Origin of the sequence: Paenimyroides baculatum (genome assembly GCF_008629655.1) — a bacterium.
Lineage (GTDB): Bacteria > Bacteroidota > Bacteroidia > Flavobacteriales > Flavobacteriaceae > Flavobacterium > Flavobacterium baculatum.
The window spans coordinates 473,754-500,497 of the sequence record NZ_VWSG01000001.1 but is presented as its reverse complement, the minus strand read 5'-3'; the positions used below and the strand labels follow the sequence as shown (position 1 = coordinate 500,497).

Below are 26,744 nucleotides of genomic sequence, written 5' to 3'. Positions count from 1 at the left end.
TATAATTATATATTTAAAAATTAAGATTGTACGTAAGTTTTACGAAATATGATCTACCTACACCTAACAAAGTAGTGCCTGATGCTGAATGCGCTCCACCTCCTATGCTTGATGTAGTTGAACGTTGAAGAGTTACTACATTTAAAAGATTACGTGCGCCGATCATTGTTTCGAATTTCCCATTAAAAAAAGTTTTTCTCACAGAAGCATCAATCCAGTTATACGATTCCAATTCTGATAGAACAAAGTTTGATTCTCCAGGAGAAGAAATATCAGCAAATTCCTGCGTTTTTCCGTTATGCTTAAAATATACTGTAAACTGTGTTTGGTATTCTGGCAACTGATAACTTAAAGCTGTATTAATGTTAAATGTGTATAGAAATCGATCATCTGACGTAGATCCAGAAACATTATTACTAAGTTGCTGTGACACACCTATTAAAGATAAACCCGCAGAAAAATTCCAGTTTTTATAACCAAAACGGTTTTCTGATGCTATATTCCACATCTTATAAGTATCAATATTTATATACTTGTAAGAAAGTGTAGGTTCTTGACTTATTAACACTGTGCTAATTCTATCATCAACAAACATTAACCCAGAACTTACAGAATTATACATTGTTAATCCCGATTTAAAAGACGTGTTCTTTTTAACATTTGCTTCTATATAGTTACTTTTTTCGGTAACTAAATCTTGATTTCCCTGAATATTATGATTTGAATCTACCATATAGGTGTACAACTCATCAAAATTCGGTGTACGGTAAGCGTATCCGGCAGATAAACGTGCTTCTACTCCTTTATCAAATAAATATCTAGAGCCTATAGAGTAAGAATACTGATCATCGAATTTAGATTGAAACGAATATCTGAAACCCGGACGCAAAGAAAAACGATCTGTAAAGTTTAGCTCTGCAATAGCATATACATCATAATTTTCTAATCGTTTACGTATGCCGTTTGCTTGACTTACGTTATCTAAGAATACGCCGGTGCTTGCATTTGCAAAACTGTTTTCATTTACAAATTCATATCCTAACTGTAAATCAACTTTTTTGCTTTTGGTAATATTTGTAACAGTACCTGTTGAGTAAAAAACTTCTTTAGAATGATAAACATTTCTGTCATTTGCTCTCTCTTCTTTTTCGGCAAAATGATATTGGAAAAATTCTTCATCGCGTTGTTGCTTTTGATGAGACAAAGACACATTAAAGATTAAATCGTTAAAAAGCTTACCGTAATAATTCAAATGATGAAAATATCTGTTCGTTAAGAATCTTTTATCGTGAGAAAAATAGGTTTCGGGGAACGGATAATTAACAATAGGAACTACAACTGGATTATAAAAAGTAACTGTTTCGTTTAAATAATCAAACTTATAAAAAATTCTTGTTTCGTCTTTTTGATATCCTATAGTAGTATTCGTGGTTAATTGTTCTTTAGGCAACTGTCTAAATCCTCTACCATCATTGTTTACTGGGTGATCAATACCTTTTCTATCATCAAAAAAACCTCTTTTATCATTACGATTTACACCAACAGAAGCATACCAGTTTTCAGATAAATTGTGAGATGCTTTAAAGCTTTGAATATGACGGCCTTTATCAAAAAAAGAAAATTCTTTACCTAATGTTTCTTCTTGTACGCTTGCAGATAATTCCCAATCGTACTTAGAGCTTTTTTTTGTAATGATGTTTAAAATACCACTTACAGCATTCGCTCCGTGAGTTACTCCCATTGAGCCTTCTATAATTTCAATACGCTCAACATTATCTAAATTTATCTGTGTTAAATCTACATTTGTTCCCAAACCGGTATCACTTACAACGGGAATATTATCAATAAGAACTTTAAAATATTGTGAATCTAAACCAAAAAGAGAAGCCGAAGATTTGCCCGACTGTTCGTTTGAACTTACACTTATATTTAAATACTGATTAAGTACATCGGTTAAATTATTTGCTGCTAAATTCTTAATATCCGCATCAGAAATAACTCTTACATTATGTACCGATTTCTTTATAGATTGTGGTTCAAATTGCCCTGTAATGACTAATTCTTCAAGTCTTGTATCGTCAATACTTTGTTCTAATGAATCAACCTGTGCATTCATTACAAATCCGTTCGCACAACACAAGGAAAAAATTAAAGATTTAATTCTCATTATTTTTATTTATTCTGTTTAAATCACGATGCAAATATATTAAGTTATTTTTATTTGTTCTAAATAAAATATTCTTTTTTAAAAAAAAACCGCTATTTTTGCACCGTAAATAATAAGTTAAACCTTTTATTAAACCCTATTTATGAAGAAATTTTTCACGGTACTTGCTTTAGCAATCGTTGTTGCAAGCTGCAATAAAAAAGAAGAAAACAAAACAACAACTACAGAAACTGATACTGTTGCAACGGAAATTAAAACAGATCGTATTGTTTCGTTAAACGGAGCAGTAACTGAAACTTTAGCTTCTTTAGATGTTGCGGGAAATATTGTTGGTAGAGATGTTACTTCTACATATCCTGCCGATTTAAAAGCTACCGATTTAGGTCACGTACGTTCTATTACTGCAGAAAGTATTTTGGCATTACAGCCAAGTGTGGTTTTTGGAACAACTAAAGATGTGAACCCAAATTTAAACGAACAATTGAAAAAAGCAAATATTCCTTTAGTATTGATCGATCAGGAATACAGCATAGACGGAAGTAAAAAATTAATTACAGAAGTTGCTACAAAACTTAAAAAAGATAATTATCAGCCACTTTTAGATAATATTTCTAACAAAATGGCTACCGTTAAAGCATTTGACAAAAAACCTAAAGTGTTGTTTATTTATGCTCGTGGTGCAGGTAACTTAATGGTTGCTGGTTCTGGAACTCCTTTACACAGCATGATTGAATTAGCCGGTGCAGAAAATGCAGCTGCTGCTTTAACAGATTTTAAACCATTAACTCCAGAAGCTTTATTAACTACAAACCCAGACGTTATTTTAATGTTCGATAAAGGTTTACAAAGTTTAGGTGGTGTTGACGGTTTATTAAAAATTGAAGGTATTGCTACAACAAATGCAGGTAAAAACAAAAAAGTTGTTACAATGGACGGTCAGTACCTTTCTGGTTTTGGTCCGCGTGTAGGCGACGCTGTTGTAGAATTACATAATAAATTGCAATAATGAAGAAAAAAGTTGCTGTTTACAAAGTCTCGTTCTTTATTGTATTACTTGTTGCTTTAGTAACGGCATTATATCTAGGTGCTTATGATTTCAACCATTCGGTGTTTGAAATTGTAAGCACCTATTTTAATACAAACACACATACAGCCGATTCTTTTGTATTGATAGAATTGCGTATTCCGCGAATATTAATGGCAATATTAACAGGTGCAGCTTTAGCAATTAGCGGAACAAGTTTACAAGGATTGTTTAAAAACCCATTGGCATCGCCCGATTTAATAGGAATCACTTCGGGTGCAGTATTGTTTGCAGCTTTAACAATCGTGTTCGGATCTGCTGTAATGCACTTGCTTCCGGCATTTTTCCGTTACGTTTTATTAAGCATTATGGCATTTATCGGTGCATTGCTAACCATGTGGTTTGTTTATAAAATGGCAACATCAAACGGTAAAACACACATTCTAATTTTGTTGTTGTCGGGCGTTGCTATTACAGCATTGACAGGTGCTGTAACAGGTTTCTTAACTTACATTTCTACCGAAGAAGAATTAAGAAACATCACTTTTTGGTCGTTAGGAAGTTTAGCCGGATCAAACTGGTGGAAAGTATGTCTGGTTTTCATTGTAGTATTAATAGGTAGCATTCGTTTATTATCAAAAGGTAAAATTTTAAATGCATTAATGTTAGGCGAAAAAGAAGCTGCTCATTTAGGATTCGATATCGAAAAAACCAAACGCGAAATCATTATTATTGTATCATTAATGGTAGGTTGCGTGGTGGCTTTCAACGGAACAATTGGGTTTGTTGGATTGGTAGTTCCTTATATTTTAAGATTTGTTTTTAACTCTAATTACAATATTTTACTACCTTTATCAATGCTTTTAGGTGCGGTTGTTATGTTAATTGCCGATACCATTAGTAGAACTATTGTGGTTCCTGCCGAACTGCCAATTGGTATTTTAACTGCAATTATGGGTGCGCCTGTATTTATTTCGATCTTAATTAATTATAAAAGAAAATTAAAATGATAAAAATTCACGATTTAAGCTTTCAAGTTAAAGATCGATTTCTTTTAAAATACATTAATTTAGAGATAAACAAAGGAGAATTAATTGCTATTGTAGGTCCAAACGGCGCCGGAAAATCGACATTCTTAAGCTGTGTTGCCAACGAAATTCAATATAAAACCAAACATTTTTTATTTAAAGATAAAGATGTTAAAAGTTATAAACGAAGCGAAATTCCGTTACACAGAGCCAAATTCTCTCAACATCAGTCAAACGAAATCAACTTAAAAAACGAGGAAATCGTTTTAATGGGGCGTTATCCTTATTTTAAAACTGAAGCCGATTTAAGTGATTTGGAGATTGTAGAAAAGTGGATGGCAAAGACCGAAACCAGTCATTTAACAGATCGCGAATACGAACAACTTTCGGGCGGTGAAAAACAGCGTTTGCATTTAGCTCGTGTTTTTGCCCAGCTTGAAAATAACATCGAAAATAAACTGCTTTTGTTAGATGAACCTTTGAATAATCTTGATGTAGCGCATCAGTTTAAAACGCTTCATTTAATTAAAGAATTTACAAATCAGAACAATTCGGCATTGGTTGTTTTGCACGATTTAAACATTGCCTCGCAATTTGCAGACCGATTAATTTTAATGAACAAAAGTTCTATTGAAATGTTCGATGAGCCTAAAAAAGTACTTACGCAAGAACGCATTTCGCGCGTGTATCAGTATCCCTGCATCATTACACCTCATCCCGAAAACCAACAACCAATTATATTATTCGGATAAATCTAATCAACAATGAATACAACTGAAAGTTTAAAAACCCAATGGGACGCGCTTAAACAAGAGCAACCTCATTTAAGAATACGCAACGCCGCACAAAAATTAGGTGTTAGCGAAATGGAATTATTGGCAACAAACATTGGCAGCAACGTTACCCGTTTACGTCCGGAATTTAAAGAAATGCTTGCCGAAATAGAATCGTTAGGCAAAGTTATGGCTTTAACGCGTAACGAAGAATGTGTGCACGAGCGTAAAGGAATTTATGCAAATGCAGATTTTTCTAATCCACATGCAGGTTTGTTCGTAAATGAAGATATCGATTTAAGAATCTTTTTATCACACTGGAAAAAAGTTTTTTCTGTTATTGAAGAAAACGCTCGCGGAACATCAAGAAGCATTCAGTTTTTTGGAAAAGATGGCGAAGCAATCCACAAAATATTTTTAACTGCCGATAGTAATGTGGAAGCTTTTGAAGCTTTGGTTGAAAAATACAAAAGCGAAGATCAGCAACCGTTTGAAACATCGGAAGCTTACGAATTAAATTTAGACGAAAAACCAGATAACGAAATCGATGTGGAAGGATTTAAACAAGCTTGGTTAGAACTAAAAGATACGCACGACTTTTTTATGATGTTGCGTAAATTTGGTGTTAGCCGTACGCAGGCTTTACGTTTGGCTCCGTCTGATTTTCATGCAAAACAAATTTCTAAAGATGGCATTGTTACCATGTTAGAAGAAGTTGCTAAAGAAAAAACACCAATTATGGTTTTTGTTGGCAATAAAGGAAATATTCAGATACATACAGGTCGCGTACGCAAAACTATGTGGCACCAAGAATGGTACAACATCATGGATCCTGATTTTAACCTGCATTTAGATATGAGTAAAATTGCACAAACCTGGGTTGTTCGCAAACCAACAGAAGATGGTGTAGTTACTGCAATTGAAGTTTTTAATGAAATGGGCGACATTATTGTTCAGTTCTTTGGAAAACGTAAACCGGGAATTCCTGAATTAGATATCTGGAGAGAAACAGTTGAAAAATTGAATTAATAAAAGAGAGGCTTTGAAAGCCTCTCTTTTTATTTTATATTATTCTTTGTTAACCAAGCAGTATATTTATCTCGGTTTGTAGCGTGTTCTTCAATAGTGCTTGCAAATTCGTGATACCCCATACGTTCTACACTTGCGCAAAAATAAATATAGTTGTGCTTTTCTGCATTTAGTACGGCATCAATCGAGCTTTCATCGGGCATTGCAATTAATCCTTTTGGAACACCTTTGTATTTATAGGTATTGAACGGATGATCTAAAACCAAATCTTTCAAATAAACGCGTTTTATAACTTGTTCAAAATCGTTGCTTAAGGCTTTCTTTGCAAACACAACCGTTGGATCTGCCTGTAAAAGCATATCTCTGTTCAATCTGTTTAAATAAGCTCCGGCAACTCGCGGACGCTCGTCTACTTTTGCTGTTTCCTTTTGAACAATTGCTGCCAATGACGAAACTTCAACCGGAGATAAATTCAATGTTTTTGCTTTTGCTTTGCGTTCATCGTTCCAAAACCTCTGATAAGATTTTTGCAGTAAATTTCTAATTTTTAAAGGCGAGCTGTTCCAATAAACCTCATACGTATTTGGCATACACATAGCCAAAATATTGTCTTTTGTCATACCCATTTCCTGTAAAAAAGCAGGTTCGGTAAATGACTGATACAAATCGGCAATATCTGGTTCTACTTGTGAAGAAATACGTTCTAACAATTTTTGCAGTGTTTCCTGATTATTAAACGTAAGCTTAACCGGCACATTATGACGTAACGATTTTATGATGCGGTAATTACTATAACCGTTTTCAATAAGATATCTTCCTGGTTCAACCGTAGCCGATTCGCCCAATTTAGAAAACAGATTTTCTAACGACTCATAATTTTTCACATATTTTTTCAACGAATCCTGTACCTGCGCATGCGTTGCATTGGTTGGAACAAGAATGTATACACTTTTTTCAGAAAAATTGGTATTCGCCGTAAAAGCCTTGCGGTAAAGGGTATAACCAAATATTAATGCTATGAATATTAAAGCAACAGAAACATAGCTTACTAATTTATTAATTTTCATTTAAAGGATTTATTAATTGATACAGGATTTCATCAACATATACAGAACCTATTTTGTTCCATTGCTTTTTGACTCCGATTTTTTGAAATCCAAAATTAGAAAAAAGCTTGATACTAGCACTATTTGTTTCGGCAACATTAACAAATATTTGATGCACGTTTAAAACCTGAAACGCATAACCCAAAAGCAGTTTTACCGATTCGCTGCCAAAACCTTTATTTCTTTCGGAAGGATTTTTAACAACGATGCCCAAACCTACCCTACTGTTTTTAGGATCGAAATCATAAAGATCAATTAATCCGATTAAATTTTCCGATGATTTTTCTACAATTGCCAATCGAAGTTGTTTGGCTTCGTAAATATCCTGATGACTGTTTTCTAGATAATTTTTCAACAACCATTTTGAATAAGGTGTTTGCGTATTACTGACTTCCCACAAGGTTTCATCGTTTTCAATTTCGTACAGAAACGATAAATCTTCGGGTTCCAAAGCGCGCAAATAAACTTGATTTCCTTTTAAAAACATATTTACTCAATAGAAATTTCTCCTTTAAAAACCTGTTTGGCAGCACCGGTTAACATTACGTTGTAATATTTTTCTTCGTTTTGATCGAAAGACACCTGCACATCACCACCTTCAACCTGAATACTTATTTTGTTTGCAACAGTTTTACCTAAATTATTCATGGTAATTGCTACGGCTGTTGCTCCGGTTCCGCAAGACAAAGTTTCATTTTCCACTCCGCGTTCGTAAGTCCTAATTTTAAAAGAATCGTTTGATAATTGTTCAACAAAATTCACATTTGTTCCACTCGGTTTATACTCATCGCTGTAACGAATGTTCTTTCCTTTTTCAAAAACATTATAATTCGTAATATCGCTTACCATTGCAACGTGATGCGGCGATCCTGTAAACAAAAACGTGAAATCCGTATCCTTTTTTATGGTATCTTTTGCCACATCGATCATCTGTAATGCTACAATTCCTTCTTCATTAATTGTGGCATGATGCAGACCGTCAATCGCATTAAAAGTGGTATCCTTTGAAAAAATTTCTAAAAAATGAGCAAACGAAACAATACAGCGTCCGCCATTGCCACACATGGTACTTTCGTTACCATCGGCATTATAATACACCATTTTAAAATCGGCAGTTGGATCATTTTCCAATAAAATCAATCCGTCGCCACCAATTCCAAATCTTCGGTTGCATAATTTTTCAATCAATTCTACATTTCTCTTCGGGAAAAACTCCGTGCGATTATCAATCATTACAAAATCGTTTCCTGTTCCCTGATATTTAAAAAAAGTTACGTTTTTCATACTACAAATATACAATTATTAAAGCTTCGTTAAGTTGTGTTAACATGCGTTAAACTACTTTTTTGTTATTTAAACATCTTTTAATTTTAATGTTAAATAAACAAACATTCTATTTAAACATGAAAAATATAGGAACTATTTTAGCAACATCGTTGTTAAGTGGTGTTGTAACTTTGGGATCGTACAAATTGTTTTTTGAGCATGATTCTTTCTTAAACAATTCTAACACAATAACAACAACTGCACCATTTAGAAATGTTGCAAATACTGCTTTTGAAGCACCAAATTTTAAACTCGCAGCCGAAAAAACCATACATGCCGTTGTGCACGTTAAAAATGTATCTTTTAGAAATGCGCCGCGAAACCCTATAATGGAATATTTTTACGGATATCAAGGCGGCAATAAAACCTACGCACAAGTTGGTACAGGTTCGGGTGTGATTATTTCTGAAGACGGATACATTGTAACCAACAATCACGTGATTCAGAATGCCAACGAACTGGAAATTACATTGAACGACAACCGTACGTTTAAAGCCAAGTTGATCGGAACTGATTCTAAAATGGATATTGCGTTGTTAAAAATTGACACCCATGAAAAACTGCCTTTTGCTTCTTTTGCCGATTCGGATGCTATTAGTGTGGGCGATTGGGTTTTGGCAGTTGGAAATCCGTACAATTTAACATCAACGGTTACAGCCGGAATTGTATCTGCCAAAGCTCGGAATTTATCAGAAAACGGAATTCAATCCTTTATTCAGACCGATGCTGCTGTAAACCCGGGAAATTCAGGCGGTGCATTGGTTAACGGAAATGGAGATTTAATCGGTATCAATACCATGATATCATCTGCAACGGGATCTTATGTGGGATATTCGTTTGCTATTCCTTCAAACATGACTCGAAAAATTGTGAACGATTTAATGGAATACGGAAAAGTTCAGCAGGGAATTTTGGGTGTTCAGGGTTACGAAATAAACAGTCAGGTTGCTGCCGAAAACAAACTGAATTTTAAACAAGGATTTTATGTAGAAAGCGTTACAAAAAATTCAGGTGCCGAACATGCTGGACTTAAAAAGGGAGATATTATTTATAAGATCGACAATAAAGGAATTAATTCGTTTTTAGATTTAAACAGTATCATTGCAACCAAACGTCCAAACGATGAAGTGAAGGTTTCATTAAAACGAAATAATCAGGACAAAGAATTTCTGGTTACTTTAAGTAAAAAGGAAATTGCCGAAATTCAGTTTAACGGTTTTGAAATTGAAAATTTATCATCAACAGAACAAAAAGCGTTAGGTATAAATTATGGTGTTAAGATTAACGGAATTTCTAACGAACGTTATAAACCTTACGAAGGCGAATTGAAGAACGCCATAATATTGGCAGTGAACGGATCTAAAATTCAAAATACCGAACATGCGAACGAAATTTTATCAAAACTAAACCAGCAACAGCTTCGTATTGATTTAATTACGCCAAAAGGTGAACGATTGCGACTAATTTTATAAACCAACGAAAAAGTAGATTTTAATTAAAATCTACTTTTTTAATTATATGTGCTTGTATATCATAAATTTTAATATTTTTGTACAACTTTTTAAATTACAACACAATTTATACCCCAAATGGAAAATAGTTTATACGAAAAAGAATTGGCTTTCCAAGCAGACAGAAGAAAAGCTTGCGTAGAGTTTATTAAAATCGTTAATGATTTATGGTACGATAAATCGATTGAATTGGTTTTATTTAGAAACCAGTTGATTGACCGTAGCGTGAGCGACATTATTAATTTACACGAATACGCTGCAAAATTTGTTGAAAAACCAATCAATATTTTTGACACGGTTGAAATTGCTCGTGCTATTTTAACTGCAGATTTACCACCGGCACGTATCGATATTGGTAAATTAACGTATGAATTCCATTTAGAAGACAACAAATACAACGATTCTTTATCTTTTGTTGTTGATAAATTAAAAGACGCTAAAGATAATAAAGGCGTACAACCAAAAGATGTTATTTTATACGGATTTGGTCGTATTGGTCGTTTATTAGCGCGCGAATTAATGGCTAAAATTGGTAAAGGACAACAATTACGTTTAAAAGCAATTGTTACACGTGATAAAAACGATGAATTATCGTTAGAAAAACGTGCTTCTTTATTACGTTTAGATTCAATTCACGGTGATTTTGAAGGATCGGTTGGAATTGATGTAGAAAACGAATCTTTAATCATTAACGGTTCTGCTGTTCGTATGATTTCTGCAGCTCAACCAGAAGATATAGACTATACACAATACGGAATTAATGATGCTTTGGTTATTGATAACACAGGTGTTTTTAAAGACGAAGCAGCTTTATCTCGTCACTTAAAATCAAAAGGTGCAACTAAAGTTTTATTAACTGCGCCAGGCAAAGGTGTACCAAATGTTGTTTACGGTGTAAACCATGACAATTACAATATTGATGAAACTCCGATCTGGTCAGCAGCATCATGTACAACAAACGCTATTACGCCTGTTTTAGCTGTTATTGAAGAAGAATTAGGTGTTGTAAAAGGACATTTAGAAACAATTCACGCATATACAAACGACCAGAATTTGGTTGATAACATGCACAAAAAATACCGCCGTGGTAGAGCAGCAGCTTTAAACATGGTAATTACCGAAACTGGTGCTGGTTCTGCAGTTGCAAAAGCGTTACCAAGTTTAGCAGGTAAATTAACATCTAATGCTATTCGTGTTCCTGTTCCAAACGGCTCATTAGTTGTATTAAATTTAGAAGTTGGAAAACAAACTTCGGTTGAAGATTTAAACAGAATAATGAAACAATACGCTTTAGAAGGCGAATTGGTAGAGCAAATTAAATATTCGTTAAACAACGAATTGGTTTCTTCGGATATCGTTGGAACATCTGCTCCGGCAATCTACGATTCAAACGCAACAATTGTTTCTGCAGATGGTAAAAACATTGTATTATACATTTGGTATGATAACGAATACGGTTACAGCCACCAAGTAATTCGTTTAGCAAAACACATTGCTAAAGTACGCAGATACATTTACTATTAGTAGATACACAACATATTTTGAAAGCCAACTTTTTAGTTGGCTTTTTTTATTTTATATTAGCATAAAACTCAACAAAATGGCTCGTACACCATCAAATATGTTAGCACTTGACACAACAGCACCCGATTTTTTTCTGCCCGATACCAACAGTAACGAATGGAAATCGTTTAATGATGTTAAAGGAAATCACGGAACTGTTGTCATGTTTATTTGTAACCACTGCCCTTTTGTACTGCACGTTATTGAAGAAATTATCCGTGTCGCAAATGATTACCGCGTTCAAGGAATTGGTTTTGTATCGATATCAAGCAACGATGCGATAAATTATCCGGAAGACGCACCTGATAAAATGACCGAATTTGCGTTCGATAATAAATTCAGTTTTCCGTATCTGTACGATGAATCACAAGAAACTGCCAAAAATTACGATGCTGCCTGTACGCCTGATTTTTATTTGTTCAATGCCCAAAACAAACTGGTTTATCGCGGTCAATTAGATGATTCGCGTCCTAAAAATGGTATTCCAACCAACGGAAATGATTTACGCGGCGCAATCGATTCTTTATTATACAATCGTAGTGTTAATCCTTTGCAAAAACCGAGTATCGGGTGCAATATTAAGTGGAAAAATTAGTTTTAAAATCAAAATGTTTATTACCTTTGCGAACACTATTTTTCTTAATCTGATAAAAAAGAAAGATATTTATTAAATAAAAACCAAATTACCTGATTCAATGCGGTTTAAAATTATCTTTTAATAAAATATCTGACTAGAAACAATAGTTAAAGAAACAATTTAATAAACAACAACAATTTTTGCATTTAAAAACCTATGTTACACCAAAAATTTTTAAATCGTTTTGTAATTAGACAAGTTATCTGGGCTTTTATAATCACCTATTTAATTGTAGCATTCTATTTAGTTTTTTTAAGAGATTGGAGCTTCTTAACTCTTATACTTCCTGTAATATTATTTTATCTGGCATTTAAAGATGCTTTTCAAACAAAACATACCATTCGTAAAAACTACCCTATTATTGGGCGTTTACGATACATTTTAGAAGAAATTCGTCCGGAATTGCGTCAGTATTTCTGGGAAGGCGAATTAGATGGTAAACCCTTTAACCGTCGTGAGCGTTCTATTGTTTACCAACGTGCTAAAAACGAGAAACAAACTGTTTCTTTTGGTATGCAAGATGATCCAAACCGTATTGGTTACGAATGGGCTTCACACTCGGTTTATCCAAAAATAATTTCCGATTTTAACTTCCGTACATTAATTGGTAACGAACAATGCTCACAACCATACAGCGCAAGTATTTACAACATTAGTGCTATGAGTTATGGTGCTTTAAGTAAAAAAGCCATCATTTCTTTGAACAAAGGTGCAAAGTTAGGTGGATTTGCTCATAATACTGGTGAAGGTGGAATTTCGCCTTACCACAGATCTGGCGGAGATTTAATCTGGCAGATTGGTACCGGATATTTTGGATGTAGAGATGACCAAGGATTTTTTAGCGATGTTTTGTTTGAAGAAAGATCACAATATCCTGATGTAAAAATGATCGAATTAAAACTATCTCAAGGTGCAAAACCTGGTCACGGTGGATTATTGCCGGCAGAAAAAAACACGTTGGAAGTTTCAAAAATACGTAATATAAAACCGTTTACAACCGTTCACTCGCCATCATCGCATTCTGCATTTAGCAACGCAAACGAATTGGCACAGTTTATTGGTAAACTACGTAATTTAAGTGGTGGTAAACCGGTAGGTTTTAAAATTTGTATTGGTAGAAAAGATGAATTTATCGATATAATTAAAGCATTTAAAAACTCGGGTATTTATCCTGATTTTATAACGATTGACGGTGCCGAAGGTGGTACAGGTGCAGCGCCTTTAGAGTTTATTGACTATATGGGTATGGCATTATCAGATGCTTTGGTATTTGCAAATAATACGCTAAAAGAACACGGTATTCGTGAAAATATAAAACTTCTTGCTGCTGGAAAAGTGATCTCTGCTTTTGATTTAGCTAAAAACATGGCATTGGGTGCCGATGCTTGTTACAGCGCACGTGGAATGATGTTTGCTTTAGGATGTATACAAGCATTACAATGTGACAGTGGACACTGCCCTGTTGGTATTGCAACGCAAGATCCGTTACTTTATGAAGGTATGGATATTACCGATAAATCGGTACGTGTAGCAACGTTCCATAAAAATACAATGAAAGCTTTTGGTGAATTTATTGGGGCTTGTGGTTTCTCTAAACCAAACGAAGTGAGTCCTGAAGTTTTCCATAAACGAATAGAGCATGGTAAAAACATGTCGTTTGCAGAAGTCTATTTTAAAGATGTTCCTGCAAAGGTTAACTAACAAAAAAGGAAGACTGATTTAGTCTTCCTTTTTTATTGCTTGAAATGAAATTTAACAACGTTTGCTACATTTATTTGTTTCTCTATACTCATTTATTAAATCGGCTCTAAAAAAATCACGCATGCTTTTTATTGCATACGTGATGAAGGTTACATAGGTGTTAATAAAAATATTTTTGTAAGGCTTGTATATTAAAGTGATATTAAAACCCAATAATTGATTCAATTTGAAATTGATAAACATTTCTAAATATTTTTCAACAAATCAATTAAAAAATAAGGTGCTTAAATTTGTTTATCTGGTTCAAATCTAAACCTAACTAATTAGCTACGCAAAATGTAGTTGTGCAGATTGATCAATCAGCAGTTAAAACAAACATAAAACACTGATTATCAAATACAATTATTTTTAAACCAAATAAATAGAAAATTGTAAATTGCAGTGTTACTATAAGTAAAAATGTTAAAAATATATCTTTCAATACTTCTCTTTGCTGTTTTTGTAAAAGCAAATGCTCAAACTTCATTCAATTATAATGAAGATGACTTTACTTTTGAACAACTTAATGATTCATTAAATAATAATATTACCGGTGAAAGTAAGTACAAACTGTTTTTAAAATTATATCTTAATAAAGCTAAAGAACAAAAAAACAATGTACATTTATTTGAGGCATATGATAAAACGTCTGGTATAACAAATAATCCTTACGAATTTCACACATACACCGATACTTTATTACTTCTTGCAAAAGTTTTGCCTAAAGATTATTATATAAGAGCTTTACAGAGCAAGGCTACAGCTTACTATTTTGAGAAAGATTATATTAATTCGCTTAATTACGAATTAAAAGCATTAAACGCATTAGATAAAGAAAAAGAGCCTTACGTATATTATAAGGATATATACGGTATAGGATTGGTTTATTTTCATGTTCAGGAATATGAGAAAAGCTATCAATATTTTAATAAAGCCCGAATATTTTTTGAAAAACCTGTTCAATATAGTTACACTCAAGGTTATATTAATTCAATCTATCGCGAAGCTTTTGCCTTGTATTATCTTAACAGATACAAAGAAAGTAATGCTTTAATAAATATTGGATTAAGTAACACAAACCAATTAGAGCCCGATGATTTATATTATAAAGACCCATACCTCTACTATGTTCAAGCTTTAAATCTCTATCAGGAAAAAAACTATAATGAAAGCATCGAACTACTTAAAAACAACTTAGCCGTAATTGCAGAAAACGATGATTTTGCGAATGAAGCAACTGCTTATTTTTATCTCGGTTTAAATTATCTACATTTAAATCAGAAAGAAAATGCAATGGTATATTTCAAAAAGACCAATGACATTTTCAACAAACACAATTATAGTAATCCGGAAATAAAAGATGCTTATACTTATTTAATCTCTTATTATCGCGAGCAAAAAAACACCGAAGAAGAACTGTATTACACCAACCAGTTATTAAAAGTAATGAAGTTATTACAAACTGAATATAAATCGCTGATAGGAACTTTACACAGTAATTTTGATATTAAAACTTTAATAGCCGATAAAAAATATCTGGAAAACAATTTAAATAAGCAAAACACATTAACGAACATCTTAATTTTTGCAGGAATTACCATAGTAATTACCTTGCTTTTAATTACGGTTCACAACTATAGAAAAAGGAAAGAATTCTTAAAAAATTATAATGATCTTTTAAAACAACGCGAGCCATTGCCTATTCAAGAAAATGCCGATGAAAGCTACCCGATTGTTTCAAATTCTATAAATCCGTTGGCTATTAATATTGATGAGTGGGGAAAATACATTTTACCTGTTATAAACGATGTAAAAGACACACCAATTGTAGATGATAAAATTTTAAAGGAATTAATATCACATTTAAATACTTTTGAAAAGAATCATTTGTTCTTAAATAAAGATATAAATCTAAATGATTTGGCTAATCAATGGAACACCAATCGTACTTATTTATCGCAATTTATAAATTCTTATAAAGAAAAATCTTTTATTGATTATTTAAACAGCTTGCGTATCACCTACTTTTTAGATAAGGTTGATACTGACAAAAAATGGACTAAATATAAAATACAAGCCATTGCAGAGCTGTTAGGTTTTTCAAGCGCACGTAGTTTTTCAAGCGCGTTTATGAAAAGTACCGGCATGTCACCATCTTTTTATCTACAACAAGTAAATTTAGATCATAAGAAAGAAGAAATTTCTGTTTAAGATTATTTCTTTTCTAAAACTATGTCGATAGGTTTATTCATGCGGCGACCAAACTGCATGGCTTTCTGCTTTTCTTCAGAAGTACAAAGAATATACATATTATATGGCGCCAACTGCATCATAAAAGTTTTAAAATGTCCGCCGTTTTCTTCGCCATCTATATCTTCGATCTTTAAATAATAATCGTCGGCATTAAAGGTATTCGCAACCGTTACCAGATAATGATCATCTGCAAAATAGTAAAACCATTTTCCTTCGTTAAAGCCTTCAATTTTCTTATTTTTTGAATCAATTTTATAGTTTCGAACAAAATTCAAAGGCTGATTATTGTTTTTCCAACTTAACTTAAAATCTTTATTTATTACTTCGTTTCCATTTTCATCACAAACCGTCATTTTTAAACCGTTTATGGTTTGGGTTTTACCGTATTCGTGAGGTTTAACAACAATATAACTTGTAAAATCGTAACCACAATGAATGGCATCACCAATTTGTGCACTTGCGGCAGTTACAGTTAATAACGAAATAATCGTGTACAATTTCTTCATAGCACAAAAATAAAAATACCTCTTAAAATAAGAGGCATTTTCAATATTATTTAACGTCTACAAGTTCTACATCAAAAATTAATGTTGCATTTGGTGGAATTGCTCCACCTGCACCGCGCGATCCGTAACCCAAATGCGATGGAATTACAAAACGGGCTTTATCGCCAACATTTAACAACATAATTCCTTCGTCCCAGCCTTCGATAACCTGACCAACACCTACATTAAATTCAATTGGTTGTTTGCGCTTGTAAGAATCATCAAAAACTTGTCCGTTAGTTAACTGTCCTTTGTAATGAACCGCCACTTTACTACCTTTTGTTGCTTGTTTACCTGATCCTTTTTGAATGTATTGGTAACGTAAACCGCTATCGGTTTTTTGAAAACCCGCTGCAATTTTATCTAATTCTGCGTCTACTTTTGCTTTTTCGTCTGATAATCTTTTAGTGCGAGATCCTTCAAAAGTTCTGAAAGCTTCAACTGCATTCCATTTTTCAGCTTCATCACCCACACGGATAATTTCAACTTTATCCATTTTATCGCCTGGTTCGACTGCATCAACAACATCTTGTCCTTCAACAACATGTCCAAAAACCGTATGGTTATTATCTAACCAAGGTGTTGCAATGTGTGTAATGAAAAATTGCGAACCATTTGTGCCAGGACCTGCGTTTGCCATAGAAAGAATTCCAGGAGTATCGTGTTTTAATTCCGGATGAAACTCGTCATCGAACTTATAACCCGGACCGCCAGAACCTGTTCCTGTTGGATCACCACCTTGTATCATAAAATCATTTATAACTCGGTGAAAAGTTAAACCATCGTAATAAGGTTTTCCCAGTGTACGTGCAGTGTTTTCTAAAGCACCTTCGGCTAAAGCAACAAAGTTTCCTACTGTACCCGGAGTTTTATCGTGAGTTAATTTTACTACTATTTCACCTTTCGGCGTAAAGAATTTTGCGTAAATACCGTTTTCCATAATAATCTTAAAAAAATAAGTTACAAAGATATAAATTTATGCTGTTTAAAGGATATAATTGATGTTAAAAGCCACACGGTAATCAGCTTCTACACGTCCGCCGGTTAAATTTTGATTAATAGGCAGCATGGCATTTACACCTGCAGAAAACTTTTTATAACCTATTTCTACGCCTATTTTACCAAAGAAAATATCGCCTTTTGTGTAAGGAACTTCTTCACTGTAGTCTTTATTTGGTTGATAGGTTTCGCCGGCAACACCCAACTGTGGCACAATGTTTACATTTTTAACCGCTGCTGTGTAAAAAATGGTGCTACCGTAATTTAGCTGATTGCCAAATTGATATTTTTTATCGTTTTCTGTTTTTACGATATAACCCAATGTAGAATTTAAACCCCATTTATCTTTGCGAATAATGTATTCGGCTGCAACATTATAATCCCAACTGCCGGTTCCCAACTGAAAACTGGGATTAACGCTGCCGTTGTTTTTATTATCGAACTTTCCCGTTGGTGCCTTTACTCCAGCACCTATCAGAATTTTATGCTGAAAAGAAGCTGAATCGTTCATTGTTTGCAATACGTTGTAAAACGCCATAACAGTAACATCGCCCATACCATCTAAGGTTTGATTTCCCGATGCTTTTTCCCGATTTAAAAAATGATACGGAACCATTACCATTACCTCTATTTTTTTGTTTACGGGAATTCTGCCCCAGATTTGTGCAGTACTAAAATTTTCATCGATCCAAGGCGAATTGTTAAAAACACCGTCTTTGCTTTTGTAATGCTGATACATGTAACGGACACCCAAAAACTGCTCGCTTAACATGGAATTAAACCCCATACTACCGCCGCTTGCCGAACATCCGCAGGCATCGCAATCGTCAAAAAAATAAGAATATTCGTTTGGCAGATCAACCTCATCATTAGGTAATAATGCATTGAATTGTGCCTGAGCACATTGTATCGTTAGTAAAAAAAGGATTATTATTTTTTTCATTTTATTTAGGTTTTATGGTAAAACAAAGGATTTTTTACAAAGTCGTAATCGGTAAGTGTTTTTAAGAAAGCAATCAATGCTTCTTTTTCTTCCTGCGTAAGCGGAATACCTGTGTGGGAATTGTTTTGCAACAACGGATCCAAATTTTCTGTATGTTGCACTCCGTTCGAATAAAAATTGAGTACCGATTGTAAAGATCCAAAGCGACCGTCATGCATGTAAGGAGCAGTCAATTCTATATTTCGCAGGCTTGGCACTTTGAATTTGTAGCGATCTGTACGAAAACCGGTAACCTCTTCCCTACCCAAATCGTTCAATTTTGAATTTGGTGGTAATCCGTTGTTTCTAAAACTGTTATCGGTAAAAAGATCGGTCGCGTGACACGAAGCACAATTGTTTTTAAACAGATCCAATCCTTTTAATTCTTGCTGATCGAAATTACCTCCGGCTTCATTTCGAATGTATTTATCGTATTTAGAATCGGCAGAAATCATTATGGTCATAAACTGGGCCAAGGCATTTAAAACGTTTGACGAGCTTACTTCACCATTGCTGAAAGCTGCTCTAAACAGTTGAACATATTGTGCGTCTTGTTTTAATTTTTCAACAATTGTTGGAAGACTTTCGTCCATTTCCAGCGGATTATGAATAGGAACAATAGACAACATTTGAATGCTGTTTGATGCTCCGTCGTAAAAATATTCGCTCTGAAAAATTATATTCTGAACAGAAGGTGCATTGCGTTTGCCGGTAAGATTATCAATTCCGTGGCTTAAATCGTGTCCGTGGTGCGTAAAAGCACTTTGTTGTTCGTGGCAAAAAGCACATGAAACAGAATTATCGCGTGACAGTCTGCCGTCGTAAAACAGTTTTCTACCCAATGCTACACCATTCTGTGTAGGAAAATTAGTATCGATATTCTGCGCTATCTGCGGGAAATTAGATGGAATCTTTAACGAAAAAAGGCTGTCTGCCGGAATGCTTTCATACACATCATCTGACGTACAAGAAAACAATCCAAAAATCATCATTAAACCTGCTATCCGTTTTATCTTTTTAAAATTCATAAAATAAAAAATTAAAGAGGTATTTCGGACAAAAAAAATCTGCCCGAAATATCTGAAGAAACGTAAATTAACTAACGATTTAATGATGCGAACCCGAACCATTGTGCACATGATCTACAAAGAACATCTGCAGCGTATTTTCGGCTATTTTAATAAGATTTTCTCCACCCATAATGCTTGCGTTTGTACCGGCAGCATTCAAATTATCTTGAAGAAGGATTTTATTTCGCCCATCGGTAATTTTATTAGCATCGGCTACTATATGTATGCTTGGTTTATCGGTTTGTCTGATACGCGCTGTTGTAGGTAAATTCAACGTAATTTCGCGGTAATTATCGGTTGACGTGTTGCTACCCTGATGAATCTGGAAATTGAATAATCCCGGTGTTCCCGTTTCCGGTTCTTCGTGATCTTCGTGTTTGGCAGCGTGTGCCGGTTTAAAAGTTCCTTCGAAATTAATAAAACGGTATCCGGTGCTCCACGTCCATGTCAGGTTGTGTTGCACGGCATAATCCCAAAATTCCTGTTGTGCGGTTTCGCCTTCCAGATATTTTTGCTGATCTACACCCAATCCAAATCGTACCTTAACATAATCGCCTGCCGGAATATTTTCTAATTGAACAGTGTGCAGATCGGCTTCTTCGCTAATAATAAAATAGCTTTTTGCTTTAGGATAAATATATTCGGTTCCGTCTGACTTTATCAGCACAATATTGCTTATAATGTAGTTAAAACGGTTAATTGTTAGGGTTTCACTGTTGGAATTGCTGTACGAACTGCCCAAAACAAGTTTGTCGCCGTTAACACCATTATCAAAATAAAGTTCGGCAGCACCAAACGTATTTTCTTCAATTATAGTAGAATTGTCGTCGTTGTTACAAGCCACGAATAAAGATCCCGCAGAGAATAACCATGCGAATGTTTGTATATTTTTTTTCATTTTTAATTAAATTTTAGGTATTAGTAATGGCTCTTTCTGTAGAAAAAAAAGAGTCGTTTTATGACAGCAGAACCAAATACTGGAAAAACTGACTAAAGAGTAATAACTTAAAAGTAATTAAGAAACAGGTGGACGAAACAGAAGTTGCGAAAAGCAAAACCTGTAGATTGTATTGTAAGAAAAAAGTTTTTGTAAGGGAAAATCGTCTATCAAAATGAAACAAAAATCGGTATAAACAGCTTCACAAAATGCCACAGAACTTTCAACAGAAAACGTATGTACTTTTTCTTTTTCGTTACCCGCAGCTGCTTTTGCAAGCTCTTTTTTAAGATGGCATTTACCGTTACATTCCAGTTCGGGTTTGCTTTTGTTTACGCAAAGCTCATTCTTTATATAGTCGTACAAAACCACATACTCCACTGCAGGAAGTATCGGTTTAAAAAACATAAATAAAGATAATATAATGGTTGCTGCTTTCACGCTGTAAAATTGCGGGTGTTTTTAAAATTCACCAAATTAAGGAACGATTATGTACATGATTGGATTGAAAAACAAAACATCATGTGTTTTTACGGAACTGTTCGGGCGTTTTTCCTGTTTGCTTTTTAAAGAACGAAACAAAATACGAAACATGTTCAAACCCCAGTTCAAATGCCACTTCGCCTATTGAAAGATTGGTATAATGTAAAATTCGTTTTGATTCTAAAATCAAATGGTTTCTTATCAACAATCCAGACGAAACGCTAAAATACTGCTTACTTATTTTATTAAGATAGTTTGTGGTTATATTCAGCTGATTTGCGTAATACGACGGTAATTTGAACTGCTTGTAACCAACCTTTACCAAATTTTGAAACTTTTGGGCTTTCTCTTTCGAAAACCCAGGATATTTTGAAATTTTAAGCGGATTGTAATTACGCTCTAATTCAATTAAAAAGATGTTGAGGTATGACCGTAATGCTTTCTGGGCATCTGTTTTCTGGTTAGAAAATTCGCTTTGTGTAAAAGCTAATATATTCTGCACCGAGCAGAAATTATCTTCACTTAACAAGAAAACCGATCTGCCTGAAGTTTCTAAAACAGAAAACTGGTTTAACATGTTATCGTTGTATCGCAGCGAAAAAAATTCTTCGGTAAAGCAGATCACCTTTCCTTTGTAACCTGCATTAAAATGTAGTTTGTTTATACTATTGGGTTTTATAACGGCAATTTGCAAACTGCCTGCTGCATTGGTTTCGTTATCTAAAACAAGGGTACCCACAGCATGTTCTATGATTAAAACCATAAAAAAGCTGTTTTGGTGAAACTCTTGAAAAATAGAATTTGAGGCAACTTCGTGCAAAGTGCCTGCAAAAAAACCGTTTGCGTGATTACCAAATACGTCAATAGTACAAACAGGTAAGTTTCCTATTTGCATATTTTATTTAAATTGATTAATACTGATAAAACTATATTAACCTAAATAAACGGGTGGTTTAAACACCGCCAAAGAAAGTGCATGGCAGTATAAATTGCTGTAGTAAAAATTGCTGTTTTGATTATTTTTTTTAGGGGAAAGATTCCATTTTAAACTGAAAAAATCTTGAAAGAAAACTACATTGCTTTCCACCGAAAAATTCCGACTCGAATTTTTATCCTGCTTTTCAGAACCTTCCGATGCCTTTGCCAATTCCTTCTTTAAATGACATTTTCCATCGCAGTGCATTGCCTTATTGTTTTTATTTACACAAAGTTCGTTTTTAATGTAATCGTAAAAAACCACATATTCCAACAGCGGAATTATTGGTTTTACCAACATAAAAAGTGCAAATATGACAATGATTTTTTTCACAAGGCAAAGATACTTGTTTTAAAAAACAAAACATATTAATAATGTTGTGTAATTTTGCAGCAAATATTTTTTTATGCGTATTGATATTATAACTGTTTTACCCGAATTGATTAGAAGTCCGTTTGAAGCATCGATTTTAAAAAGAGCCATTGCGAAAGGTTTGGTGGAAGTTCATTTTCACAATTTAAGAGATTACAGTACCAATAAGCATAAAAATGTTGACGATTACCAATTTGGCGGCGGTGCAGGAATGGTTATGAGTATTGAGCCGATTGACAAATGTATTACCAAACTGAAAGCCGAACGTACTTACGATGAAATCATTTACATGACACCCGATGGCGAAACGCTGAATCAGCAAATTGCTAACAGCATGTCTATGGTTGAAAATATTATTATTCTTTGCGGACATTACAAAGGAGTTGACCAACGTGTGCGCGATCATTTTATTACAAGAGAAATTTCTATTGGCGATTATGTTCTATCGGGCGGTGAATTGGGTGCTGCCGTTTTATGCGATGCCATTATCAGGTTGATTCCCGGTGTACTTTCTAACGAAACTTCTGCCCTAACCGACAGTTTTCAGGATAATTTACTGGCTCCGCCAATTTATACACGTCCGGCTGAATACAACGGATGGAAAGTGCCTGATATTCTGTTGAGTGGGAATTTCCCTGAAATTGAAAAATGGCGCGAAGAAAAAGCCTACGAACACACACAAAACCGCCGACCCGATTTGTTGGATAGAGAATAATTTAATTGCTAAAGTTGACACTTTTTGTAACATTCCTCTTAAATGTTTACTTACTTTTAAAAGTATCATTATGAAAAAATTTATAAAAAGTATTGCTCTTTTTACGTTAACTTTAAGTTCGTTTTTATCAACAGCTCAAACCGAAAAAAGTTTGTTGTGGGAAATAACCGGTAAAGGTTTAGAAAAACCTTCGTATGTTTTTGGAACCATTCACATGATTTGTAAGGAAGATTATATCATGACTGAAACTATCCAAAATACTCTAAAAAATGTTGATGCTTATTATGCCGAAATTAATTTTGGTGATACTGAAAGCACCGCGCTTTTACAGCAATCTATGATAAGCAAAACACCGCTTTCAAGTCGATTAGATGCTGATAAATACACCATTCTAAAACAATTGTTAAAAGAACAGGTTGATTTAGATATTGCACAATTTGAAAATTTAAGCGACGTAGCTATTGTTAGTATGATTACTTTTAAATCATTCCCTTGTACCGATTTTAAAATGTACGAAATGGAGTTTTTACAAGCTGCAATGATGCAACAAAAAAAATTAGGCGGTTTAGAAACAATTGAAGAGCAAATGGTGATTTTAAGTAAATCATTAGGTAGTAATGCTGCAATTGAAATGCTTAACGATCTTAAAAAAGATGGTTTTAAAACCACTAAAGAAATGATTACTTTATACAAAACACAAGATATTCAAGGTTTGTATAGCTACATGAAGAAAAGCAGTTATATGACTGATGATGTTTATAACGAAATGCTTACCAAGCGAAACCATAATTGGGTTAAAAATATGCCCGAACTTATGAACAACCAATCGGTGTTTTTTGCAGTAGGTGCAGCACACTTAAGTGGTAACGATGGAGTTTTAAAACTTTTGAAAGACGCTGGTTATAATATAAAACCAATAAATATTCAATAAAAACCTAATAAATTATTTAAAAGTGCCTTTTACATTTTCGCATCCAGCAATAATTTTACCACTAACTTATTTGCCTAAACGATGGTTTTCGTTAACTGGGCTTATAATTGGAAGTTTAATGCCTGATTTTGAATACTTCTTAAGAGTGAAGATAAAGAGTGATTTTAGTCATACTTTAGAAGGTGTTTTTTTGTTTGATTTACCTTTAGGAATACTAACTGCTTTCGCTTTTCACAACATTGTGCGAAATAATTTGTTTGATAATTTACCGGATATTTTAAAATCACGCCTTATAATATTCAAAGATTTCAATTGGAATATCTATTTTAAAAAGAACTGGTTAATTATTATTTTTTCTATAATGATTGGGACTTTCTCTCATATTTTATGGGATAGTTTTACTCATGATACAGGATATTTTGTACAAAAAATTGAAATTCTAAATCAATCAGTTGATTTGTTTGATAAGCAGATTCCTATTCTAAAAATCCTTCAACATTTAAGTACATTCATTTGGGCATTTGTAATAGTTTTCGCATTATACAAACTTCGAACACACGCAACAGATAGTAAAAGCATCAACTTAAATTACTGGTTAACATTTTTCGGGTTTATTATTATATTCGCTTTTATTTTTCTAAATGTATCATCTGCACAATACGCCATTGGAAATTTAATAGTTTCAATGATTTCTTTAAGTATGTTAGCGTTGATATTAACATCGCTTGTAATAAAAACAAAACCTAAAACATTCGATTAACACAAAAAACTCATTCACAACAACTTACAAACGTATTTTTATACTATATTTCGTTAAGTATTTTTGTTTTGAATAAATAAAATTTCTTATATTTGCCCCACTTTTGGATCAACCTCTGGCGAAAACCGTGAATGTTGGTTTGAATTAACTTAAAAAATTTATACAATGTCTTTAGATTTAGTAAAGTTCGTACAAGACGAGTTTGTTACAAAAAAAGATTTCCCAGAATTTAAAGCGGGTGATACTATTACAGTTTACTACGAAATTAAAGAGGGTGAAAAAACAAGAACTCAGTTCTTTAAAGGTGTAGTAATTCAAAGAAGAGGATCTGGCGCTACTGAAACTTTTACAATTCGTAAAATGTCTGGTAACGTTGGTGTTGAGCGTATTTTCCCAATGAACATGCCAGCTTTGCAAAAAGTTGAATTGAACCAAAGAGGTAAAGTTCGTAGAGCACGTATTTTCTACTTCAGAGAACTTACAGGTAAAAAAGCTAAAATTAAAGAATTACGTAGAAAGTAATCTTTTAATTAAGAACATAAAAAACACCATTCGTTTGAATGGTGTTTTTTGTTTTTATGAATATTTTAAAATACTGATTATCATAGATTCTTTTACGTTATACAATTATACAACATACTTTATACAATCAAGATTACTGCTTCTTAATCAGTTCCAAATAATTTTTAAGAATAACACCGTATTTACTTTTTGCAACTTCGGGTGATAAGTTTTTATAAATTGTATCTAAATGTTTGCCGTTTGTTGGTGCAACATCGGTTAATGTTATATAAGGAGCAACCTCGTTTTTACCATTTTTCAAAGCAAAATTAACTGCGTTTAAGTAACCCATTCTCGCGCTTCGGTTCAAAACATTTTCTAAACTATCGGCTTTAGCAGTTTGCTGGCTTTGTTGTGCCAAAATGATAGATCGTACCAAATCGGTTTGTTTGTTGGTAAAAACAGTTTTAGTTTTTAAGTATTTTGCATACAGATCTTGATTTTTAGAACCTTCGATTACAGCTCCACCCGAAAAATTATCCAATGAACTGTTGATCTTTAAATTTCCCGGTTCGGCAAAAAACAAAATCAAGTTATCCATAGACTGTGACGTTCCTCGGTTCAATCCTAGATACAAAACTTCAGGTTCATTAAGATCAAAACCAGTTTCAAAAGTCGATTTTCCTTTTAAAACAATACTGTCTAACGTAATCAGCGTACTGTCCTTCAACTGCTGAATGTACAATGTTCCTTGTTTTAATCCTTTAATTTCGCCGGTAATCTGTGTGTTTCCCGATTTTTTGTCGCTGCACGAAACCATCGCAGCAACACCCATAAATAATATAAATAACTTTTTCATATTATTTAAATAGATCCATTCCTGGAATATTCGGCATACCATCTTTTGCAGCAGCAGCCAATTCGGCTTCGTTAATTGCTCCGGCTTTATCCAATGCCTTATTCAACGTTAAAATCAAATAATCTTCTAACTGTTCTTTATCGCTTAATAACTCATCGTTAATATCAATCGTTCTAATTTGTCGGTTTGCAGTAACAGTAACCTTCAATAATCCGTCGGCAGACTGCTCGTCAATCAACACATTATTCAAACGTTGCTTTGTTTCTTCTACTTTTTTCTGGGCTTCCTGTAATTTTCCCATCATACCCATTAAATCTCCAAACATATCTTTAATTTTAATATTTATTACAAAAGTATTAAATTCAACCAAAATCACTAATTAATAATTATGAAACCTACAAATACTTTTATGCTGGCTTTTTGTAGTATTTTTGCAGCTGCATGTTCAACAACAAAA

General features: G+C 33.6%; 27 protein-coding genes. 13 read left to right on the top strand and 14 right to left on the bottom strand.

Annotated features, from left to right (window positions below; all coding sequences use genetic code 11):
• Positions 1 to 13 precede the first annotated feature (13 nt).
• Positions 14 to 2,167 carry a TonB-dependent receptor plug domain-containing protein gene (locus F0460_RS02410; protein ID WP_150009888.1) on the bottom strand — a complete coding sequence of 718 codons (2,154 nt, stop codon included), beginning with the start codon at positions 2,165 to 2,167 and terminating at the stop codon, positions 14 to 16.
• Positions 2,168 to 2,309: 142 nt separating this feature from the next.
• On the opposite strand from F0460_RS02410, the gene F0460_RS02405 reads away from it, so the two are divergent.
• Genes F0460_RS02405 through F0460_RS02390 form a run of 4 tightly spaced genes read left to right on the top strand, consistent with a single transcriptional unit; the run spans position 2,310 to position 6,021 of the window.
• Positions 2,310 to 3,173, top strand: a complete 864-nt coding sequence (locus tag F0460_RS02405) for a heme/hemin ABC transporter substrate-binding protein (RefSeq protein ID WP_150009886.1) — start codon at positions 2,310 to 2,312, stop codon at positions 3,171 to 3,173.
• Complete coding sequence (locus F0460_RS02400; protein WP_150009884.1) at positions 3,173 to 4,201, top strand: FecCD family ABC transporter permease; 1,029 nt, start codon at positions 3,173 to 3,175, stop codon at positions 4,199 to 4,201. Before F0460_RS02405 ends, F0460_RS02400 begins: the two co-directional genes overlap by 1 nt.
• Positions 4,198 to 4,971, top strand: a complete 774-nt coding sequence (locus tag F0460_RS02395) for a heme ABC transporter ATP-binding protein (protein ID WP_150009882.1) — start codon at positions 4,198 to 4,200, stop codon at positions 4,969 to 4,971. Before F0460_RS02400 ends, F0460_RS02395 begins: the two co-directional genes overlap by 4 nt.
• A 12-nt stretch (positions 4,972 to 4,983) precedes the next feature.
• A complete protein-coding gene (locus tag F0460_RS02390) occupies positions 4,984 to 6,021 on the top strand; it encodes a hemin-degrading factor (RefSeq protein WP_150009880.1) in 1,038 nt (345 codons plus the stop codon).
• 29 nt (positions 6,022 to 6,050) lie between these two features.
• Here the strand turns inward: F0460_RS02390 and mltG are convergent, their stop codons facing one another.
• From mltG to dapF, 3 genes are read right to left on the bottom strand one after another with little or no spacing between them, the layout of a single operon-like run.
• Complete coding sequence (gene mltG / locus F0460_RS02385; RefSeq protein ID WP_150009878.1) at positions 6,051 to 7,088, bottom strand: endolytic transglycosylase MltG; 1,038 nt, start codon at positions 7,086 to 7,088, stop codon at positions 6,051 to 6,053.
• The gene (locus F0460_RS02380) at positions 7,078 to 7,614 is read right to left on the bottom strand and encodes a GNAT family N-acetyltransferase (protein WP_150009876.1); all 537 of its coding nucleotides are present in this window, start codon (positions 7,612 to 7,614) and stop codon (positions 7,078 to 7,080) included. The genes mltG and F0460_RS02380 overlap by 11 nt, the downstream gene beginning before the upstream one ends.
• A 2-nt stretch (positions 7,615 to 7,616) precedes the next feature.
• Positions 7,617 to 8,411, bottom strand: a complete 795-nt coding sequence (gene dapF / locus F0460_RS02375) for a diaminopimelate epimerase (protein WP_150009874.1) — start codon at positions 8,409 to 8,411, stop codon at positions 7,617 to 7,619.
• Positions 8,412 to 8,530: 119 nt separating this feature from the next.
• On the opposite strand from dapF, the gene F0460_RS02370 reads away from it, so the two are divergent.
• From F0460_RS02370 to F0460_RS02350, 5 genes are all read left to right on the top strand, one after another.
• Positions 8,531 to 9,925, top strand: coding sequence for a trypsin-like peptidase domain-containing protein (locus F0460_RS02370; RefSeq protein WP_150009872.1), 1,395 nt, complete (start codon positions 8,531 to 8,533; stop codon positions 9,923 to 9,925).
• A gap of 117 nt (positions 9,926 to 10,042) precedes the next feature.
• Positions 10,043 to 11,488: a glyceraldehyde-3-phosphate dehydrogenase gene (locus F0460_RS02365; protein WP_150009870.1), complete on the top strand. Its 1,446-nt coding sequence runs from the start codon at positions 10,043 to 10,045 to the stop codon at positions 11,486 to 11,488.
• A 76-nt stretch (positions 11,489 to 11,564) separates the two neighbouring features.
• Complete coding sequence (locus tag F0460_RS02360; RefSeq protein WP_150009868.1) at positions 11,565 to 12,122, top strand: thioredoxin family protein; 558 nt, start codon at positions 11,565 to 11,567, stop codon at positions 12,120 to 12,122.
• 198 nt (positions 12,123 to 12,320) lie between these two features.
• Positions 12,321 to 13,865, top strand: a complete 1,545-nt coding sequence (locus F0460_RS02355) for an FMN-binding glutamate synthase family protein (RefSeq protein WP_150009866.1) — start codon at positions 12,321 to 12,323, stop codon at positions 13,863 to 13,865.
• Between the two features lie 459 nt (positions 13,866 to 14,324).
• Positions 14,325 to 16,115: a tetratricopeptide repeat protein gene (locus F0460_RS02350; protein WP_150009864.1), complete on the top strand. Its 1,791-nt coding sequence runs from the start codon at positions 14,325 to 14,327 to the stop codon at positions 16,113 to 16,115.
• 2 nt (positions 16,116 to 16,117) lie between these two features.
• On the opposite strand, the gene F0460_RS02345 is transcribed toward F0460_RS02350, so the two are convergent.
• The 8 genes from F0460_RS02345 to F0460_RS02310 form a co-directional block, all read right to left on the bottom strand.
• Positions 16,118 to 16,663, bottom strand: a complete 546-nt coding sequence (locus tag F0460_RS02345) for a hypothetical protein (RefSeq protein ID WP_150009862.1) — start codon at positions 16,661 to 16,663, stop codon at positions 16,118 to 16,120.
• Between the two features lie 46 nt (positions 16,664 to 16,709).
• Positions 16,710 to 17,642, bottom strand: a complete 933-nt coding sequence (locus F0460_RS02340) for a peptidylprolyl isomerase (RefSeq protein ID WP_150009860.1) — start codon at positions 17,640 to 17,642, stop codon at positions 16,710 to 16,712.
• A gap of 45 nt (positions 17,643 to 17,687) precedes the next feature.
• Positions 17,688 to 18,644 (bottom strand): transporter family protein, encoded by a 957-nt coding sequence (locus F0460_RS02335; protein WP_150009858.1) that lies wholly within the window; start codon positions 18,642 to 18,644, stop codon positions 17,688 to 17,690.
• Between the two features lie 5 nt (positions 18,645 to 18,649).
• Positions 18,650 to 19,711 carry a cytochrome-c peroxidase gene (locus F0460_RS02330; protein ID WP_223810747.1) on the bottom strand — a complete coding sequence of 354 codons (1,062 nt, stop codon included), beginning with the start codon at positions 19,709 to 19,711 and terminating at the stop codon, positions 18,650 to 18,652.
• A 79-nt stretch (positions 19,712 to 19,790) separates the two neighbouring features.
• A complete protein-coding gene (locus F0460_RS02325; RefSeq protein WP_150009856.1) occupies positions 19,791 to 20,651 on the bottom strand; it encodes an MbnP family protein in 861 nt (286 codons plus the stop codon).
• Between the two features lie 117 nt (positions 20,652 to 20,768).
• Entirely contained in the window at positions 20,769 to 21,098 is a 330-nt protein-coding gene (locus F0460_RS02320) for a hypothetical protein (RefSeq protein ID WP_150009934.1), read from the bottom strand.
• Positions 21,099 to 21,210: 112 nt separating this feature from the next.
• Positions 21,211 to 22,068 carry a helix-turn-helix domain-containing protein gene (locus F0460_RS02315; protein WP_150009854.1) on the bottom strand — a complete coding sequence of 286 codons (858 nt, stop codon included), beginning with the start codon at positions 22,066 to 22,068 and terminating at the stop codon, positions 21,211 to 21,213.
• A 36-nt stretch (positions 22,069 to 22,104) separates the two neighbouring features.
• On the bottom strand, positions 22,105 to 22,482 hold the full coding sequence (locus F0460_RS02310) for a hypothetical protein (protein WP_150009852.1): 378 nt from the start codon (positions 22,480 to 22,482) through the stop codon (positions 22,105 to 22,107).
• Between the two features lie 73 nt (positions 22,483 to 22,555).
• Between F0460_RS02310 and trmD the strand changes: the two genes are divergently transcribed.
• The 4 genes from trmD to rplS all read left to right on the top strand — a co-directional run bounded on the left by trmD (position 22,556) and on the right by rplS (position 25,449).
• Positions 22,556 to 23,236 (top strand): tRNA (guanosine(37)-N1)-methyltransferase TrmD, encoded by a 681-nt coding sequence (trmD, locus tag F0460_RS02305; protein ID WP_150009850.1) that lies wholly within the window; start codon positions 22,556 to 22,558, stop codon positions 23,234 to 23,236.
• A 70-nt stretch (positions 23,237 to 23,306) separates the two neighbouring features.
• Complete coding sequence (locus F0460_RS02300; RefSeq protein ID WP_150009848.1) at positions 23,307 to 24,167, top strand: TraB/GumN family protein; 861 nt, start codon at positions 23,307 to 23,309, stop codon at positions 24,165 to 24,167.
• 22 nt (positions 24,168 to 24,189) lie between these two features.
• Entirely contained in the window at positions 24,190 to 24,927 is a 738-nt protein-coding gene (locus F0460_RS02295; protein ID WP_150009846.1) for a DUF4184 family protein, read from the top strand.
• 165 nt (positions 24,928 to 25,092) lie between these two features.
• Positions 25,093 to 25,449: a 50S ribosomal protein L19 gene (gene rplS / locus F0460_RS02290; RefSeq protein ID WP_091521120.1), complete on the top strand. Its 357-nt coding sequence runs from the start codon at positions 25,093 to 25,095 to the stop codon at positions 25,447 to 25,449.
• A 133-nt stretch (positions 25,450 to 25,582) separates the two neighbouring features.
• Here the strand turns inward: rplS and F0460_RS02285 are convergent, their stop codons facing one another.
• Together F0460_RS02285 and F0460_RS02280 are read right to left on the bottom strand one after the other, a co-directional pair.
• Entirely contained in the window at positions 25,583 to 26,287 is a 705-nt protein-coding gene (locus F0460_RS02285; protein ID WP_150009844.1) for a DUF4369 domain-containing protein, read from the bottom strand.
• Position 26,288: 1 nt separating this feature from the next.
• Positions 26,289 to 26,612 carry a YbaB/EbfC family nucleoid-associated protein gene (locus tag F0460_RS02280; protein ID WP_150009842.1) on the bottom strand — a complete coding sequence of 108 codons (324 nt, stop codon included), beginning with the start codon at positions 26,610 to 26,612 and terminating at the stop codon, positions 26,289 to 26,291.
• Between the last annotated feature and the right edge of the window lie 132 nt (positions 26,613 to 26,744).

Excerpts from the sequence above, each read along its gene's own strand:
- F0460_RS02410 (WP_150009888.1), bottom strand. The coding sequence starts at position 2,167 with ATGAGAATTAAATCTTTAATTTTTTCCTTGTGTTGTGCGAACGGATTT.
- F0460_RS02405 (WP_150009886.1), top strand. The coding sequence starts at position 2,310 with ATGAAGAAATTTTTCACGGTACTTGCTTTAGCAATCGTTGTTGCAAGC.
- F0460_RS02400 (WP_150009884.1), top strand. The coding sequence starts at position 3,173 with ATGAAGAAAAAAGTTGCTGTTTACAAAGTCTCGTTCTTTATTGTATTA.
- F0460_RS02395 (WP_150009882.1), top strand. The coding sequence starts at position 4,198 with ATGATAAAAATTCACGATTTAAGCTTTCAAGTTAAAGATCGATTTCTT.
- F0460_RS02390 (WP_150009880.1), top strand. The coding sequence starts at position 4,984 with ATGAATACAACTGAAAGTTTAAAAACCCAATGGGACGCGCTTAAACAA.
- mltG (WP_150009878.1), bottom strand. The coding sequence starts at position 7,088 with ATGAAAATTAATAAATTAGTAAGCTATGTTTCTGTTGCTTTAATATTC.
- F0460_RS02380 (WP_150009876.1), bottom strand. The coding sequence starts at position 7,614 with ATGTTTTTAAAAGGAAATCAAGTTTATTTGCGCGCTTTGGAACCCGAA.
- dapF (WP_150009874.1), bottom strand. The coding sequence starts at position 8,411 with ATGAAAAACGTAACTTTTTTTAAATATCAGGGAACAGGAAACGATTTT.
- F0460_RS02370 (WP_150009872.1), top strand. The coding sequence starts at position 8,531 with ATGAAAAATATAGGAACTATTTTAGCAACATCGTTGTTAAGTGGTGTT.
- F0460_RS02365 (WP_150009870.1), top strand. The coding sequence starts at position 10,043 with ATGGAAAATAGTTTATACGAAAAAGAATTGGCTTTCCAAGCAGACAGA.
- F0460_RS02360 (WP_150009868.1), top strand. The coding sequence starts at position 11,565 with ATGGCTCGTACACCATCAAATATGTTAGCACTTGACACAACAGCACCC.
- F0460_RS02355 (WP_150009866.1), top strand. The coding sequence starts at position 12,321 with ATGTTACACCAAAAATTTTTAAATCGTTTTGTAATTAGACAAGTTATC.
- F0460_RS02350 (WP_150009864.1), top strand. The coding sequence starts at position 14,325 with ATGTTAAAAATATATCTTTCAATACTTCTCTTTGCTGTTTTTGTAAAA.
- F0460_RS02345 (WP_150009862.1), bottom strand. The coding sequence starts at position 16,663 with ATGAAGAAATTGTACACGATTATTTCGTTATTAACTGTAACTGCCGCA.
- F0460_RS02340 (WP_150009860.1), bottom strand. The coding sequence starts at position 17,642 with ATGGAAAACGGTATTTACGCAAAATTCTTTACGCCGAAAGGTGAAATA.
- F0460_RS02335 (WP_150009858.1), bottom strand. The coding sequence starts at position 18,644 with ATGAAAAAAATAATAATCCTTTTTTTACTAACGATACAATGTGCTCAG.
- F0460_RS02330 (WP_223810747.1), bottom strand. The coding sequence starts at position 19,711 with ATGAATTTTAAAAAGATAAAACGGATAGCAGGTTTAATGATGATTTTT.
- F0460_RS02325 (WP_150009856.1), bottom strand. The coding sequence starts at position 20,651 with ATGAAAAAAAATATACAAACATTCGCATGGTTATTCTCTGCGGGATCT.
- F0460_RS02320 (WP_150009934.1), bottom strand. The coding sequence starts at position 21,098 with ATGTTTTTTAAACCGATACTTCCTGCAGTGGAGTATGTGGTTTTGTAC.
- F0460_RS02315 (WP_150009854.1), bottom strand. The coding sequence starts at position 22,068 with ATGCAAATAGGAAACTTACCTGTTTGTACTATTGACGTATTTGGTAAT.
- trmD (WP_150009850.1), top strand. The coding sequence starts at position 22,556 with ATGCGTATTGATATTATAACTGTTTTACCCGAATTGATTAGAAGTCCG.
- F0460_RS02300 (WP_150009848.1), top strand. The coding sequence starts at position 23,307 with ATGAAAAAATTTATAAAAAGTATTGCTCTTTTTACGTTAACTTTAAGT.
- rplS (WP_091521120.1), top strand. The coding sequence starts at position 25,093 with ATGTCTTTAGATTTAGTAAAGTTCGTACAAGACGAGTTTGTTACAAAA.
- F0460_RS02285 (WP_150009844.1), bottom strand. The coding sequence starts at position 26,287 with ATGAAAAAGTTATTTATATTATTTATGGGTGTTGCTGCGATGGTTTCG.
- F0460_RS02280 (WP_150009842.1), bottom strand. The coding sequence starts at position 26,612 with ATGTTTGGAGATTTAATGGGTATGATGGGAAAATTACAGGAAGCCCAG.